The sequence below is a fragment of the Agrobacterium tumefaciens str. B6 genome (genome assembly GCF_001541315.1).
GTDB lineage: Bacteria > Pseudomonadota > Alphaproteobacteria > Rhizobiales > Rhizobiaceae > Agrobacterium > Agrobacterium radiobacter.
This window is the reverse complement of record NZ_LMVK01000052.1, coordinates 173,748-187,351: the sequence shown is the minus strand read 5'-3', so window position 1 is coordinate 187,351 and position 13,604 is coordinate 173,748. Positions and strand designations below refer to the sequence as shown.

Below are 13,604 nucleotides of genomic sequence, written 5' to 3'. Positions count from 1 at the left end.
AACAAGGATGACCTCGGCCACGATGCACGTCGCTGATCTTGCTTCCCATTGCTGACGTTGGACCAGCATCCCAAGAGGCGACGACTGTCGCATCTCTAACCGGCCTATGTGTCGCATCTCTAAAATGCCGTTACAAACAATAATCGCATAACGTATGTTATGGAACCACTACGGGCATGCTGTCCTGCCGGGGAACCCAGCGTCCGGCGACGTCGATCGTAGTGCTGTGGGGCCTGCTTGCAGGTGCCTCGGCCTGCGTTCTGCTTGTCATGGGGGGCCCTCGGCGGCCTACAAACCGCTTCGATCCTTGCGGCAGCTCCTTTCCTGCTGGCCATGGTTGGATTGTGCGTATCGCTGTGGATGGGCCTGCTCGACGACATTGAGGTGCACGGTCACTTCGAGGAACTGGAGGCAAAATTGCCTCGGCTGAAGCGGAGGGCTAGGCAATGTCGGCGTCCGCCTAATCTGCCAACCCCTGCCCTAAGGCCGTGACCACGACGGGAACTGACATGATCCCGTCGATCGGGACCTTGCCGGCTTCACGGCCGAGCGTTTCTGCAAGACCGGCTGCGGCGGCATCGAGGCGATAGGTCAGCGCCAAAGCGAGGTTTGCGACGCTTGGAATTGACTTCGCAGGTCGCCCACTCGCCTCGATATAGACATGCACAGCTTCCGCGATAAACCACCATATCGCCTGTAATATATAATAATATTCCACGATGGAGCGACGATTGCGGTACATCGTAATATTAAAATACGCTGGCGAGGAAAGCTCAGTTTTCGAGGCCGATGACATTACACGATGTTTCGGGTGGATTAGGATACAGACCAGGAAATTCCCCGAAATACAAAAGGGGAATTACAAGATTGTGGACCGTGATCTCGATAACGACCCACCACCCAATATGAGTTTTTGGCAATTCCGCAAGCGGGCTCAGACCGGATACCACATAGTCGGCAAATCCCGGTCGCGGATCCAATTGGATTTGAATTGCGGAGATGGCGACCGGTCTGACGGGATTCGTATCAGCCGAGGGTATGTCCCCAACTCCGCATCGATTCGGTAAACTGGAGAAATGTCATTTTCAATACAACGAAAACACATTCAGAAAAGATGACGAAATGAAATTATGTTTCCTGCAAGTTCAGACCCAAGAATGCCAAAAGCACTCAGCGAAGCAATCACTTCCGTCCTTTGTCAACATGGATATTTCGACCTAGGTCGACAATGTCCGCAAACATGCGGAGATTACGCTTGCTATTCCCCGCATTTGGGTCTTATCCTGCGCTATGACGTATATCTGGCAATCTCCCCAATGGCCGAATTTCGAATGGAAACTCGAGCACTTGGCATCAAGGCTTGCAGCAGTACGCTTCGATCAGGGGCGCCTCATCGGCCGCGTCGAGAGCCTCGGATTTCGTACGCGCGAGGCAACGTTCCTGCAGGTGCTGACGGACGACGTTGTCAAGTCGTCGGCGATCGAAGGAGAGCAACTAGATGAACAACAGGTCCGATCATCGTTGGCCCGGCGGCTCGGTATCGACATCGATGGGCTCGTGACGCCGAACCGTTCTGTTGAAGGTATTGTCCATATCACGCTCGACGCCACGATCAATTACTCACACCCACTGACAGCAGAGCGGCTATTTCAATGGCATGCGGCGCTCTTTCCAACTGGCCGAAACGAATGGGGGCACAAGCTTCGTGTCGGTGAGTGGCGTGACGACTCAGGTGGCCGTATGGAGATTGTTTCTGGCGCATTCGGATACGAGAAAGTCCAATATGTTGCACCACCGGCAGACCGCGTAGAGGCTGAGATGTCGGCCTTTCTCGAATGGTTCAACGGATCGCATGATCTCGCCCCCCTCGTTAAAGCAGCTATCGCCCACCTTTGGTTCGTAGCCATCCATCCTTTCGGTGATGGCAACGGCCGCATAACCCGTGCAATCGCCGACATGACACTTGCACGGAGTGGTGGCGGCGCCCCAAGACTTTACTCCATGTCTGCCGCTATCGAGAGGTCGCGCGCCGGTTACTATGAAGCCCTGCAATCAATCACAGGCAATGAAGCTCTCGACATCACGAGCTGGGTCGAGTGGTTCCTGGATCGTTTGGGCAACGCTGTTGGAGGCGCGCTGGCAACCCTCGACAACGTCATGCTAAAGAATGATTTCTGGCAAAGGCATGCTGCGCATGATCTTAACCCAAGACAAGCCAAGGTTCTCAACAGGCTGCTAGAAGGCAACTTCGAGGGAAATCTCACATCAACGAAGTGGGCGAAACTGACGAACGCATCTCAGGATACGGCGTCTCGCGACATTGCGGACCTGTTAGCGAAAGAGATCCTCCGGAAAGGCGAGGCTGGTGGGCGTAGCACAGCCTATGAACTGATCATGGGTTTCCCGGTGAACCATAAGCCCTGGTCCAAGTGAGGTTGATCCGCTGGCCACAGCCTCTCCGATGAGCGGGAGAGCCTTTTGCACCGTGAATGTTGATTGCGAGTGATGGGTTTGGCGCCCCTCCCACCGGCATCGTCGTGTGCCAAGATTCAGCTTGTCGCTTACAGATAAGACGGATTTCGATCCAAAGCTTCACAATCAGAACCGTGCCGGCGCTCCTGGCGAAGACGACGGCCAGGCAGGATTATTGCGACAGACGGCGCTCGCTGGAGCAGGCTCTCAAGCGATTGGCGAAGTCGATGAAGCAGGCTGCTTGAGATCGCTGTGATCAGAAGCCATAGCGCCGATCAAGTTCTCTGAGGGCAGCCTGAACCTCATCGATGGAAACCGGCTCCGGTGTTCCAGGAATATGGCGAAACACCGGCTTCGAATCCACCGCGTAGAAATCCGAAGCCCATGCCGCCAGGATTGTCCGTTTGTCGTCCGCGGTGAGAGCAGTCGCTTTCACAACATCGATCGGCCGCTCAATCTGCATGCCCTGAAGTAGTACAATCGGACCCATCGCAGCGGCCCTGCTTGCAGCCAGTTGCAACATCTCGTGCATGTCGGCCTCCCTAGCCAACGTGCGGATCTCTGTCCCGCCGAAGGTGGGACGTGGCCGTGGCGTCGATCTCCGGCGCCAAGAGATCGTGCTTCTCAGCGAACGCGGCAAACAGACCGCGCGCGGTTTCCGCTTCGATCTCACCACGCAACGCGGCACTACAGGCTTTCAGCGCGATCGAGTGCGCCGTGTCGCGCATCGATACTGGCCACTCTGCAAGATGCCGGTAGGCATCCATGACGGTACAGATCTTGGCCGGGAAGCCAAGGCCGACAAGGATGATAACAGGTTGTCTGAACATATCGGGTTTCATGGCACTCTCCTTTCCAACCCGGAATGTCTAACAGGGCGCCGCTTCGCGCGGCGCACTTCTCCAATGGTTTCGGTTAGGCGGCCTTTTGCGCTTCGATCTGCGCGGGGGCGACCTTTTGGGCCAGACCCGAGCTGGTCTGGATATCGATCCTCCGAGGCTTCAAGGCCTCCGGGATCTCACGAATGAGATCGATTGACAGGAGACCATTCAGCAGATCGGCGCCGTTCACGCGGACGTGGTCGGCGAGCTCGAAGCGGTGCTCGAACGGCCGGCCGGCAATGCCGCGATGCAGGTAGCCGTCATTGGCCGTCTCCTGCTTCTTGCCGGTGACGGTCAGAAGGTTGGACTGGAAGGTGACGTCGAGATCATCCTGGGCAAAGCCCGCCACCGCAATCGAGATGCGGTAGCTGTCGTCACCGGTCTTGACGATGTCATAGGGCGGCCAGTCGCTGATCGAACGGGCACGCTGGGCGTTTTCGAGAAGATTGAAGACCCGGTCAAAGCCGACGGTCGAGCGGAACAAGGGTGCGTAGTCATAAGATGTTGCCATAGCCATATCCTCCTTGAAGCAACATGGGTGCGGAAGCGCCGAAAGGCGGTGCTCCCAGCAAGGCCAGCCCTGTCATCAGCAGCTGGCGGCAATCGATTTGGTTTTTGAGAATTTCCGATTCAAGAGTGTCAGCGAAAAAAATTGGAAGTCGCGACGGCCGCCCACGTCAGGTCAGTCGAGCTCATGGACTGCAGCATTGTCCTGTATCTCGCGTAAGCCCTTGTATGAAGCATGACGCAGATTACCGTCGTCGGTCCAGCCGCGGAATTCGATCTCGGCGATCAGCGTCGGCTGCGCGATGACATAGTTCTTACCCTTCAGCGGCACGACCGGTGTCCTCGTCTTCAGTTTGTCGAGGGTCTTCTTCAGATACGCCGCATCTTTTTCCTTGAAGCCCGTGCCAACGGCCCCGACATAGACCCAGTCGTGGCCGCGACGGGTGGCGAGCAACAGACTGCCGATTCCGCCGCGGGCGGTGCCCGACTGCTCGTAGCCGACGACCATGAAGCTCTCGCTCTGAATGCATTTGATCTTCAGCCAGTCGCCGATCCGGCCAGAGCGGTAGGGGCTATCGCGATGTTTGGCGATGATGCCTTCCATGCCGATCGAGCGGCCGTGTCGCAAAATTTTCACTTCTGCTGAGCTATGTGAGCGCGAGTGCGCATAATTGAGTGAGGCGGATGCGAATGACGGTCGCTTTCAAAGGTACCCATTTTCCCAAAGTATCATCCTGCATGCAGTCTTCTTTTACGTGCGCTACCCGATTTCCTGTCGTGACCTTCAGGAAATTCTAGCAGAACGCGGCATTGCTGCGGACCATGCGACCTTGAACCGATGGGCTGTTCGGTACCCGCCGCTGATCGCTGCCAAGGCACAATAGCGCAAGCGACCCACGACCGTTCCTGACGTGTTGACGAGACCTATATCAAGGTTCGTGGTCAATGGACCTATCTGTACCGAGCCGTTGACCGAGATGGCCAAATACTTGATTTCATGCTCTCTGAACGCGGGAATCTCGGTGCAGCACGGCGTTTCTTTAAAAAAGCCATTGCAAGCAATGGTGTTCCGCGCGAGATCGTTATCGACAAAAGCGGAGCTAATTTGGCTGGTGTGCAGATAGTAAACAATATCCTGAAGATCACCGGGCACAGCAAGATGATTGAAATCCTGCAGGTCAAATCTGAACAACATTCTTGAACAAGATCATCGGTTCATCAAACGGATCACCAAACCGATGATGGGCTACAAGGCGTTTCATTCAGCCGCAGCGACAATCGCGGGCATTGAAGTGGCGCATATGATCCGTAAGAAGCAGTTCGCAAATGACAACCGCTCGCCATTTGAAGTCTTTGCGGAGCTCGCAGCATAATTGCGTCTGAAGATCAGGCCGCTTTTAACATCATGATAAATTTGCGACATAACCCATTGGCCGGTGACGGCGGTAGAACATTCGGCAGCCCTCAAAGCCCACCTTCACCGCGCATTGAAGTTGAAACGACGCGACGGCATGGACGCGATTTCGTCTCAACATAAGGCATGTTTTTTGCTCTGTGACTTCCTCATACCCAGTTCTCGGTATGCCTGAACAAGTTCGCCAGCGGCAGCTCTTGAGCGAGAAGCCACCATTGATATCTTGCCCGCATTATAGCGGCAGCACATGTATTGAGGAGTACGCGGCCGCTTCCTGGGGAGGATTTCATGAAATTTCTGTTGGCCGTTTCGCGCGCCATTGATGCAGCCAATTCCGCGATCGGCAAAGGTATTGCGTGGCTGCTTCTGGTGGCTATTTTCATCAGCGCCATCAATGCGGTGATGCGCAAGGCGTTCTCCATGAGTTCAAATGCGTGGCTTGAATCACAGTGGTACCTGTTTTCTGCCGTATTCCTGATCGCCGCCGCCTACACGCTCCTCAACAATGAGCATGTGAAGGTCGACCTTGTTTACGGGAATCTTCCGCGGAAAGGGCAGTTGTGGGTCGATATCCTCGGCACCATCTTCTTTCTCATGCCCTTCTGCATCATCACGGTCTATCTCTCCTGGCCCGTGTTCCTGCAGAAATTCGCTTCCGGTGAAGTTTCGAACAACACGGGCGGCCTCATCCAGTGGCCGGTCTGGGCGCTGATCCCGATCGGTTTCAGCCTTCTTGCCCTGCAGGGTGCTTCGGAGCTCATCAAGCGCGTCGCCATCCTACGCGGCGTTATTCCTGATCCCGTCGCAGAGGCCGACGCCGAAGCGGCGATGCTCTGATCGAAGGATAAACAATAATGGCATTCATTGCGGAAAATCTCGCGCCGATCATGTTCGCGGCGCTCATCATCGTGCTGCTGCTCGGCTACCCGGTGGCCTTCGCCCTGGCCTTCGTCGGCTTCTTCTTCGGTTTCATCGGGATCGAACTCGGCCTGCTGCCGGCAACACTGTTCCAGGCTATTCCCGATCGCATATTCGGCCAGATGTCGAACGAAACATTGCTGGCCATACCGTTCTTCACCTTCATGGGGCTAATCCTCGAAAAGAGCGGTATGGCGGAAGATCTGCTGGACACAATCGGCCAGCTGTTCGGACCGGTCCGCGGCGGCATTGCCTTCGCCGTGATTTTTGTAGGGGCGATTTTGGCGGCCACCACAGGCGTTGTTGCAGCCTCCGTTATCTCAATGGGCCTTATCTCGCTGCCGATCATGCTGCGTTATGGTTACGACCGCAAAATCGCCGCCGGCACGATCGCGGCGTCCGGCACGCTGGCGCAGATCATACCGCCAAGCCTCGTCCTGATCGTACTAGCCGACCAGCTTGGCCGTTCGGTTGGTGACATGTACAAGGGCGCGCTGGTTCCGGGCCTGATGCTCGTAGGTGCTTATACGCTCTTTATCATCATCACGTCGATCATCAGCCCGGCAAAGGTCCCTGCTCTGCCGGTGGAGGCCCGCACCCTGCGTGGCAGCAAGCTGCTGCTGAAGGTCATCACCTCCCTGGTGCCACCGCTCGTACTGATATTCCTTGTGCTGGGCACGATCTTCCTCGGCATCGCCACGCCTACGGAAGGCGGTGCCATGGGAGCGGTAGGCGCACTTGCACTTGCGCTTGCCAACCGCAAGCTCAATTTCGGTCTCATACAGCAGTCGCTTTACGCCACCGCGAAGCTGTCGTCCTTCGTGCTGCTCATCCTGCTCGGCGCGCGCGTCTTTTCCCTGACTTTTTACGGCGTGAACGGGCATGTCTGGGTCGAGCATCTTATGACATCGGTCCCGGGTGGAGAAATCGGCTTCCTCATCGTCGCCAACCTGCTGGTCTTTTTCCTGGCCTTCTTTCTCGACTATTTCGAGTTGGCCTTCATTATCATCCCCCTCTTGGCACCTGTCGCCGATGCTCTTGGCATTGACCTGATCTGGTTCGGCGTCATGCTGACGGTCAACATGCAGACATCGTTCATGCTCCCGCCCTTCGGTTTCTCGCTGTTCTTCCTGCGATCCGTGGCGCCGACACGCGCCTACAGGGATCGGATTACCGGGCAGACGATCCAGCCGGCCACGTCAACCCAGATCTATCTGGGCGCTATACCCTATCTCTTCATTCAGCTTGCCATGGTCGTCATCATCATCGCCTTCCCCGGCATCGTGATGCACTACAAGTCGGGGGCCAAACAGGTGGATCCGTCTGCCGTTCATATCAACGTCCCAATGCCCGGCGCAGGCACGGACGCCGATCCTTTCGCAAATCCTTTCCTGGCGCCTGGCAACAGCACGCCGAGCTTTGGAAAGCCCTCGACACCCTGAAATCGGTCGGGCGCGGAGGCGCCCATCGCAGCCTACCGGCGCGCCAAACGTCGGAAACATCTGAAAAAAGAGGAGGTAATCTATGAAGGTCAACCCAGGTCGCCGGCAACTGTTGTCGGGCGGCGTGCTAGCGGGGGCGGCTGCAGCCGTTTCCACGCTGGCAACGCCGGCCGTTGCCCAATCTTTGCCCAACATTCGTTGGCGTCTCACGTCAGGCTTCCCGAACAATCTGGACACGATCTACGGCGGGGCCGTTGTCATGTCCAACGCCTTGAAGGCAATAACGGGAGGCAAGTTCGAAATCCAGGTTTTCCAGGCCGGCGAGATCGTTCCTGGTGCTCAGGCGATCGACGCCGTAAAGGCCAATACCGTCGAGATCTCCCATACCTGCGGATATTATTTCACCGGTAAGGATCCGACGTTCGCCATCGGCTCGACTATTCCCTTCGGCCTGAACGCCCGCCAGCAGAACGCCTGGCTTTACCACGGCGGCGGTAACGAAGCTTATAATGAATTCCTGTCCGACTACGGCGTCATCGGCATTCCCGGGGGTGCGACCGGTGCCCAGATGGGGGGCTGGTACCGCAAGGAGATCAAGAGCCTCGAGGATATCAAGGGTCTCAAGATGCGCATTGCCGGCGTTGCGGGGCAGGTGCTCGCCAAGCTCGGCGCCGTACCGCAGCAGCTTCCGGGAGGCGACATTTATCCCGCGCTGGAGCGGGGAACCATTGACGCTGCTGAGTGGGTAGGCCCCTACGATGACGAAAAGCTCGGCTTCTACCAGATCGCGCCCTATTATTATTACCCCGCTTTCTGGGAAGGTGGACTGACGATCCACTTCTTCATCAACAAGGATCAATATGAGGCTCTGCCCGATGAATACAAGGCAGCGCTCGACACCGCCTGCAAGGCCGCCAATATCAACATGCAGGCGCTCTACGACGTCAAGAACAAAGACGCGATCCGCTCGCTGGTCTCCAAGGGCACACAGCTTCGGCCGCTGCCCCGGGATGTGCTCGACGCCGCCTACAAGGCGACCTTCGAACTCTACGACGAATACACCCGGAAGCACCCCGCCTGGGCCAAGATCTATCCGGGCTGGAAGAAGTTTCGTGATGAGAGCTTTGAGTGGTTCCGCGTTGCCGAATATACCTATGACAGCTATGGCTATGCGATGCAGACGGCCGGCAAATAAGGCTGCATAAATTTGTATCGGGGCCCGAGATGGTGACATTCGCGGGTCCCGATCTCCAACCCCGCCTTACTCCTTGATTAGTCCGTTATCCACCGCATAGCGGATGAGGCCGGCGGTCGTCGCGATATCAAGTTTCCGCTTGATGTTCTTGCGATGGGTTTCCATCGTGCGCTCGGAGATATCGAGCGCCAGAGCAGCGTCGCGATTGCTTTTTCCGCGCGCGATCAGCAGCAGAACTTCCTGCTCACGTGTCGTCAGCTCTCTCAGCCTCCCGGATGATCCCTCCATGAGGACATCGCGGACGCCCGAGGAAAAATAGGTTCCGCCGGCGGCCACTGTTTCGATTGCTGCCACAATTTCTTCGGTCGCCACGTCTTTGAGGATATAACCGGCAGCACCATACATGACCGACGTCGATATATATTCCCGGCTGTCATGCATGGACAACATCAGCACCCGCAAGGAAAGCTGTTTCTCCCTGAAGAGCTCAAGAGCATCGATTCCGTTAATCTGCGGCATGTTTATATCCATCAGCACGACATGGGGTTGCGTGGCGGCAGCCGCGTCAATACCCGCCCTGGCAGAGACCGCGGTCCCAACGACCTCAATATGTTCGTAGGTCTCAAGGACAGCCTTCAACCCGTCCAGAACCAGAGGGTGGTTATCGACAAGAAGGACACGGATCGGATGAAGGTTCACTCCGCAGCCTCCTGAAATTGTTTGCCACGATCCTTCATGGCGGTAATGGGCAGGACCGCGCGCAGAACAGTCCCTTTGGCGGAGCTTTCGACTTCCAGCCTGCCCCCGAAATGGGTCATGCGTTCCTGCATGTTTCTCAAGCCAAGGCCCTTGCTGACCGGCATCTCCGTCTCTGTCCGTGCGGCGGGAAATCCGCGGCCATTATCGCTAACGACCATCTGAACCCTTTCATCCCGGCTGGAGAACCTGATGGTGACCTGCGTCGCATCGGAATGGCGCTCGATATTGGTAAGCGCTTCCTGGGCAACACGATAAAGGGCGACGCGTGCTTCCGGAACCAGCATGTGCTTGAACGCCACGGACTCGAGCGTGGCCGCGATGCCGGTTCGTTCCGAAAAGCTTGAAATCAATGCTTCCAGCGCCGCAGACAGCCCCAGATCGTCGAGAACGCGGGGTCGCAAATCGTGAGAGATACGACGGACCTCTTTGATCGCCTCGGTCAATGCCGATGCACCCTTGCCAATCGCTTCGACAGCGCCCGTGTTCTCCGGCGTCACCTTGCGCCGCGCAAGATCGATTGCGAACCGGACGCCGACGAGGTTTTGAGAAATGCCGTCGTGCAACTCGCGAGCGATGCGCAGGCGTTCCTCTTCCTGGGTATCGATCACCCTCTGCATCAATGCCTTGAGACGCCCGTCTGCCAGCCTTTGCTGGCGCAGATTGAGCACCATACATGTGGCAAACACCAGCAGCACCGCAGGGACCGAAAAAAGTGCAACAATCAGAAAATTCCATGTGATGGAATGACGTAGTTCTTCCTTGGCCGTTGCCGCAAAAACATCGTCCAAATAGACACCTGTGCCGATCATCCAGCGCCATTTGTCAAGGCCGGCGGCGAAAGAAAGCTTGTCCGCCATCTTGTGCGTGGAGGGCTTCTCCCATTTGTACTGGACGAGACCGCCCCCTTCCTTGGCTTTCTGGATCAGGTCGTAGATGACCCGGTTGCCGTCAGGATCATAAAGATCAAGCCAGTTATTGCCGGGACGGAAATTCTGCCGCGGATGCACGACGTTTAACCCATCATAGTCATAGACGAAGAAATAACCGTCCCTGCCATAATCGAGGTCCGTCAGAATACGCTTGACCTCTTCCTTGGCCGCCTCGTCATCCAGTCCGGCCTTATCGTAAACCGACCGGATCGCGGAAAGGGCGAGATTGGTGAGGTTGAGAAGTTCAGCCTCCTTCGCCGCAAGCATGTTTCGCTCGAAAGCGTCGATGCTGGTGCGCGCCAGCGTCATGGACTGCCACGTGATAAGCGCCGTTATAACAATTATGGCAAGAACGAGCGGCCCTATGGCCAGTGCAAGGATCTGGTTCCTGAGTCTCATGCGGCCCCTCCGACACATTCGCTCTCACGCGCCTCCACCTAACAACAGTTCGTGCGGCAAGTCGAGCAGATCGACATGCGGCTCGAGGCGAAGGGTGGCACCGGAATGGGAACATCAGGCAAAGGTCTCGCAATAATTCGCATGCGGCAGCATCATAAGCGCATTCTCCCGGGCATCCAGAATCGCACGCTGCCCGCCTCAACCGATCGCCGCATCGCACCAGCATGTTCGCCGATTTGGAAACCGCAAGCATCGATGACCGGCCGGAGAGGCTGGCAGAGCGGTGACCCAGTGCGGGTTTCGAGGCTAAGTCTCCAAAGCCGGGACGACGAACAGTCATGACACAAATCGAATAGGGGTAGGTCCAACGATTAGCCCGCGATCCCGACCCTGGAAACTATTCAGCCGCGATACTGTTTTTATCCAGCAACGCGATGAAGCCTTCTCGAAGGTTTTGGCAACGATAAAGCAAATCGGCCTTTTCATATTTCGGCCGCCGCAGGAGAGCCAACTCCTTGTCGCTGGCTTCGTTCGACATAGCACGAAGTCGAAGGTCGGTTTCGATCTCTCGAACCGCCACTTCACACGCTGCAATCTCCTTAAGGAGCCGATCCCGGTGTTTCTCCAGCACAAAGCTCACGTCGTTGGTGCGCTAGTTGCGCCAGAAAAGCGGCGAGAGAATAATAAGGACGGTAACGATCTCCAGACGACCCATCAGCATCGAGATGGAGAGGAGAAGTAGAGCCGGGGTTTGACATTTCGGCGAAGTTGCCCGCAGGGCCGACCATTGAACCGATCCCGGGTCCGACGTTCGACAATGCGGTGAAACCGATGATGCTGCGGTCTGAAAGTCATATCCAAGCGCGCTCAGAACGACTGTTCCCATCGCCCAGAACGAAACGAAGACCGAAAAGAAAAGAAAGATCGACTTCTGCATGTCCGAGTCCACAACAGTTCCCCCATATCGAATGGTGGTGACGCTGTCTGGATAGATAACCTTCATAATTGCTGGTCGCAGCGACCTGTACATGATGACAAAACGATAGAGTGTGACGTTTTGGCTCAATCGTATAGTCTTGGCGGTCCGCCTAGCGCAAAAATTTCCGGTTTTTGTGGAAACCGCCCAGAGATTTAGGTATTTACATCCGAACAGCGCGTGCTGCGTGCGCTGCGGGTCCCCCCGAAACTCACGGAGACTAAGATCAACTTCCAACTAAGGGAGCGTGAACCTGTGTCTTCGACATCAAATCCAGGTCGCATCAATTCCACCCTTCGCAGATTCCTTGACAACGAAGCCTCGGGCGGTCTCGTCCTTATGGCCGTCGCTTTACTCGCGATCATTACAGCTAATTCACCTCTGGCGGAAAGCTACTTTGATATCCTTCACGTCTATCTGGGACCGCTGAGCCTTCAACACTGGATCAACGACGCCCTGATGGCAGTGTTCTTCTTGATGGTCGGACTTGAAATCAAGCGCGAAATGCTTGACGGACAGCTCTCCACCTGGAGTCGGAGGGTTTTGCCAGGAGCTGCAGCAGCAGGCGGCATGTTGTTTCCGGCCATCATTTATGTTCTTCTCAACCGCGGCAATCCCACAGCACTACAGGGATGGGCGATCCCGACCGCAACCGACATCGCATTCGCGCTGGGCGTCCTCTCATTGTTCGGATCACGAGTTCCGACGTCGCTCAAGATTTTCCTCGCGGCACTCGCGATCATCGATGACCTCGGTGCTGTTATTGTCATCGCTCTTTTCTACACCGCGGACCTGAACCTGATCGCTCTCATTGGCGCTGCACTCGCTTGGAGCAACCTCTTCATCTTCAACAAGATGAGGGTGAAGGTGCTGTGGCCTTACCTGTCGCTCGGCGCTGTGCTTTGGGTGCTGGTCTTCGCGTCAGGTGTTCATGCCACACTTGCTGGTGTCATGCTTGCACTGACGATCCCGTTGAAGCTTACCCCCGGCACGCCGGAGGCAACGCCGGCCGAGTCCCCCCTCCATCGCCTTGAGCGCGCGCTTCACAAGCCTGTTGCATTCATCATCGTGCCAGTCTTCGGCTTCGCCAATGCTGGCGTCTCGCTTTCCGGCCTCAGCGTTTCTGTCTTCAGCGAGCCGCTGACTATGGGAGTTGCCGGCGGCCTTGTTGTCGGCAAGCTGGTTGGGGTACTTGGCGTCGTCACCTTGCTGGCAAAGCTCGGACTTGCGCAACTTCCCGCGCAGGCAAGCTGGGGTCAGGTGACTGGCACTGCCCTCTTATGCGGGATCGGCTTTACCATGTCTCTGTTTATTGGCTTGCTCGCCTTTGAGGATCCGGCAGTTCAGAATCATGCTAAGGTGGGGGTTTTGATGGGATCGCTTGTTGCCGGTTTCCTGGGGGCTATTGTTCTGGGCGCATCAAGTCGCCGGACGGTGGCGTCGCCTTAACCGATTGCGGAGACGAAAAAAGATCCTAGCAGGCCGGGAAGAACGTTCCAAGGACGGAACGTGTGAAGAATTTCCCAAACTCCCGCTGCGCCCGCACGCCACAGAAGGAGGAGAGCCAGCGCGGCGAATCCCACTGCAGAATTCATGATAAGCGGGACAAGAATTGTTGTACCGTTGCCGGAGATCTTCGTCATGAGAAGATTCTGCGCCACGATCGCCGCTCCTGCGGCCATCAACAAAGCGAATACGGCAACGTTCGCCAT

At 56.5% G+C, this 13,604-nt stretch carries 14 protein-coding genes and 4 pseudogenes; 8 read left to right on the top strand and 10 right to left on the bottom strand.

The genetic code is table 11. The annotated features are described in order from the left end of the window. Window positions 1-173: 173 nt before the first annotated feature. A pseudogene (locus ASB65_RS29060) lies at window positions 174-492 on the top strand (BCCT family transporter); the annotation flags it as partial. On the opposite strand, the gene ASB65_RS26905 reads toward ASB65_RS29060, so the two are convergent. Then, window positions 461-742 (bottom strand): hypothetical protein, encoded by a 282-nt coding sequence (locus ASB65_RS26905; protein WP_060726001.1) that lies wholly within the window; start codon window positions 740-742, stop codon window positions 461-463. The pseudogene ASB65_RS29060 and the gene ASB65_RS26905 overlap by 32 nt on opposite strands. 548 nt (window positions 743-1,290) lie before the next feature. Here ASB65_RS26905 and ASB65_RS26895 point away from each other — a divergent pair. Both ASB65_RS26895 and ASB65_RS29270 read left to right on the top strand, forming a co-directional pair. Then, window positions 1,291-2,433: a Fic family protein gene (locus tag ASB65_RS26895; RefSeq protein ID WP_060725999.1), complete on the top strand. Its 1,143-nt coding sequence runs from the start codon at window positions 1,291-1,293 to the stop codon at window positions 2,431-2,433. 158 nt (window positions 2,434-2,591) lie between these two features. Continuing rightward, window positions 2,592-2,717 (top strand): annotated as a pseudogene (locus ASB65_RS29270) (ATP-dependent DNA ligase); the annotation flags it as partial. A gap of 11 nt (window positions 2,718-2,728) precedes the next feature. Here ASB65_RS29270 and ASB65_RS26885 read toward each other — a convergent pair. The 4 genes and pseudogenes from ASB65_RS26885 to ASB65_RS26870 all read right to left on the bottom strand — a co-directional run. Then, window positions 2,729-3,004 carry a hypothetical protein gene (locus tag ASB65_RS26885; RefSeq protein WP_060725997.1) on the bottom strand — a complete coding sequence of 92 codons (276 nt, stop codon included), beginning with the start codon at window positions 3,002-3,004 and terminating at the stop codon, window positions 2,729-2,731. Window positions 3,005-3,014: 10 nt separating this feature from the next. Further along, window positions 3,015-3,314, bottom strand: coding sequence for a DUF982 domain-containing protein (locus ASB65_RS26880; protein WP_060725996.1), 300 nt, complete (start codon window positions 3,312-3,314; stop codon window positions 3,015-3,017). 73 nt (window positions 3,315-3,387) lie between these two features. Then, window positions 3,388-3,864, bottom strand: a complete 477-nt coding sequence (locus ASB65_RS26875) for an Hsp20 family protein (protein WP_060725995.1) — start codon at window positions 3,862-3,864, stop codon at window positions 3,388-3,390. A 171-nt stretch (window positions 3,865-4,035) separates the two neighbouring features. Continuing rightward, a pseudogene (locus tag ASB65_RS26870) lies at window positions 4,036-4,473 on the bottom strand (ATP-dependent DNA ligase); the annotation flags it as partial. 77 nt (window positions 4,474-4,550) lie between these two features. Between ASB65_RS26870 and ASB65_RS26865 the strand changes: the two are divergent. The 4 genes and pseudogenes from ASB65_RS26865 (at window position 4,551) to ASB65_RS26850 (ending at window position 8,829) form a co-directional block, all read left to right on the top strand. Beyond that, window positions 4,551-5,233, top strand: a pseudogene (locus ASB65_RS26865) (IS6 family transposase). 329 nt (window positions 5,234-5,562) lie between these two features. Continuing rightward, window positions 5,563-6,111: a TRAP transporter small permease subunit gene (locus tag ASB65_RS26860; RefSeq protein ID WP_060725994.1), complete on the top strand. Its 549-nt coding sequence runs from the start codon at window positions 5,563-5,565 to the stop codon at window positions 6,109-6,111. 14 nt (window positions 6,112-6,125) lie between these two features. After that, entirely contained in the window at window positions 6,126-7,634 is a 1,509-nt protein-coding gene (locus tag ASB65_RS26855; RefSeq protein ID WP_060725993.1) for a TRAP transporter large permease, read from the top strand. A gap of 82 nt (window positions 7,635-7,716) precedes the next feature. Beyond that, window positions 7,717-8,829, top strand: coding sequence for a TRAP transporter substrate-binding protein (locus ASB65_RS26850; RefSeq protein WP_060725992.1), 1,113 nt, complete (start codon window positions 7,717-7,719; stop codon window positions 8,827-8,829). Window positions 8,830-8,895: 66 nt separating this feature from the next. Here the strand turns inward: ASB65_RS26850 and ASB65_RS26845 are convergent, their stop codons facing one another. From ASB65_RS26845 to ASB65_RS26835, 4 genes are all read right to left on the bottom strand, one after another. After that, on the bottom strand, window positions 8,896-9,528 hold the full coding sequence (locus tag ASB65_RS26845) for a response regulator (RefSeq protein WP_060725991.1): 633 nt from the start codon (window positions 9,526-9,528) through the stop codon (window positions 8,896-8,898). After that, window positions 9,525-10,916: a cache domain-containing protein gene (locus tag ASB65_RS26840; protein WP_060725990.1), complete on the bottom strand. Its 1,392-nt coding sequence runs from the start codon at window positions 10,914-10,916 to the stop codon at window positions 9,525-9,527. Before ASB65_RS26840 ends, ASB65_RS26845 begins: the two co-directional genes overlap by 4 nt. Window positions 10,917-11,313: 397 nt before the next feature. Then, the gene (locus tag ASB65_RS27980) at window positions 11,314-11,556 is read right to left on the bottom strand and encodes a hypothetical protein (RefSeq protein WP_065694963.1); all 243 of its coding nucleotides are present in this window, start codon (window positions 11,554-11,556) and stop codon (window positions 11,314-11,316) included. A 12-nt stretch (window positions 11,557-11,568) separates the two neighbouring features. Continuing rightward, window positions 11,569-11,982 (bottom strand): potassium transporter TrkG, encoded by a 414-nt coding sequence (locus tag ASB65_RS26835; RefSeq protein WP_060725989.1) that lies wholly within the window; start codon window positions 11,980-11,982, stop codon window positions 11,569-11,571. Between the two features lie 165 nt (window positions 11,983-12,147). On the opposite strand from ASB65_RS26835, the gene nhaA reads away from it, so the two are divergent. Further along, a complete protein-coding gene (nhaA, locus tag ASB65_RS26830; RefSeq protein ID WP_174014744.1) occupies window positions 12,148-13,341 on the top strand; it encodes a Na+/H+ antiporter NhaA in 1,194 nt (397 codons plus the stop codon). On the opposite strand, the gene ASB65_RS26825 is transcribed toward nhaA, so the two are convergent. Further along, the gene (locus ASB65_RS26825) at window positions 13,338-13,604 is read right to left on the bottom strand and encodes a hypothetical protein (protein WP_139786538.1); all 267 of its coding nucleotides are present in this window, start codon (window positions 13,602-13,604) and stop codon (window positions 13,338-13,340) included. The two genes, nhaA and ASB65_RS26825, sit on opposite strands and share 4 nt — an antisense overlap.

What these genes read in the sequence shown, in the direction of transcription:
- ASB65_RS26905 (WP_060726001.1), bottom strand. Translation starts at nt 742, where the DNA reads ATGTACCGCAATCGTCGCTCCATCGTGGAATATTATTATATATTACAG.
- ASB65_RS26895 (WP_060725999.1), top strand. Translation starts at nt 1,291, where the DNA reads ATGACGTATATCTGGCAATCTCCCCAATGGCCGAATTTCGAATGGAAA.
- ASB65_RS26885 (WP_060725997.1), bottom strand. Translation starts at nt 3,004, where the DNA reads ATGCACGAGATGTTGCAACTGGCTGCAAGCAGGGCCGCTGCGATGGGT.
- ASB65_RS26880 (WP_060725996.1), bottom strand. Translation starts at nt 3,314, where the DNA reads ATGAAACCCGATATGTTCAGACAACCTGTTATCATCCTTGTCGGCCTT.
- ASB65_RS26875 (WP_060725995.1), bottom strand. Translation starts at nt 3,864, where the DNA reads ATGGCAACATCTTATGACTACGCACCCTTGTTCCGCTCGACCGTCGGC.
- ASB65_RS26860 (WP_060725994.1), top strand. Translation starts at nt 5,563, where the DNA reads ATGAAATTTCTGTTGGCCGTTTCGCGCGCCATTGATGCAGCCAATTCC.
- ASB65_RS26850 (WP_060725992.1), top strand. Translation starts at nt 7,717, where the DNA reads ATGAAGGTCAACCCAGGTCGCCGGCAACTGTTGTCGGGCGGCGTGCTA.
- ASB65_RS26840 (WP_060725990.1), bottom strand. Translation starts at nt 10,916, where the DNA reads ATGAGACTCAGGAACCAGATCCTTGCACTGGCCATAGGGCCGCTCGTT.
- ASB65_RS26825 (WP_139786538.1), bottom strand. Translation starts at nt 13,604, where the DNA reads ATGGCGAACGTTGCCGTATTCGCTTTGTTGATGGCCGCAGGAGCGGCG.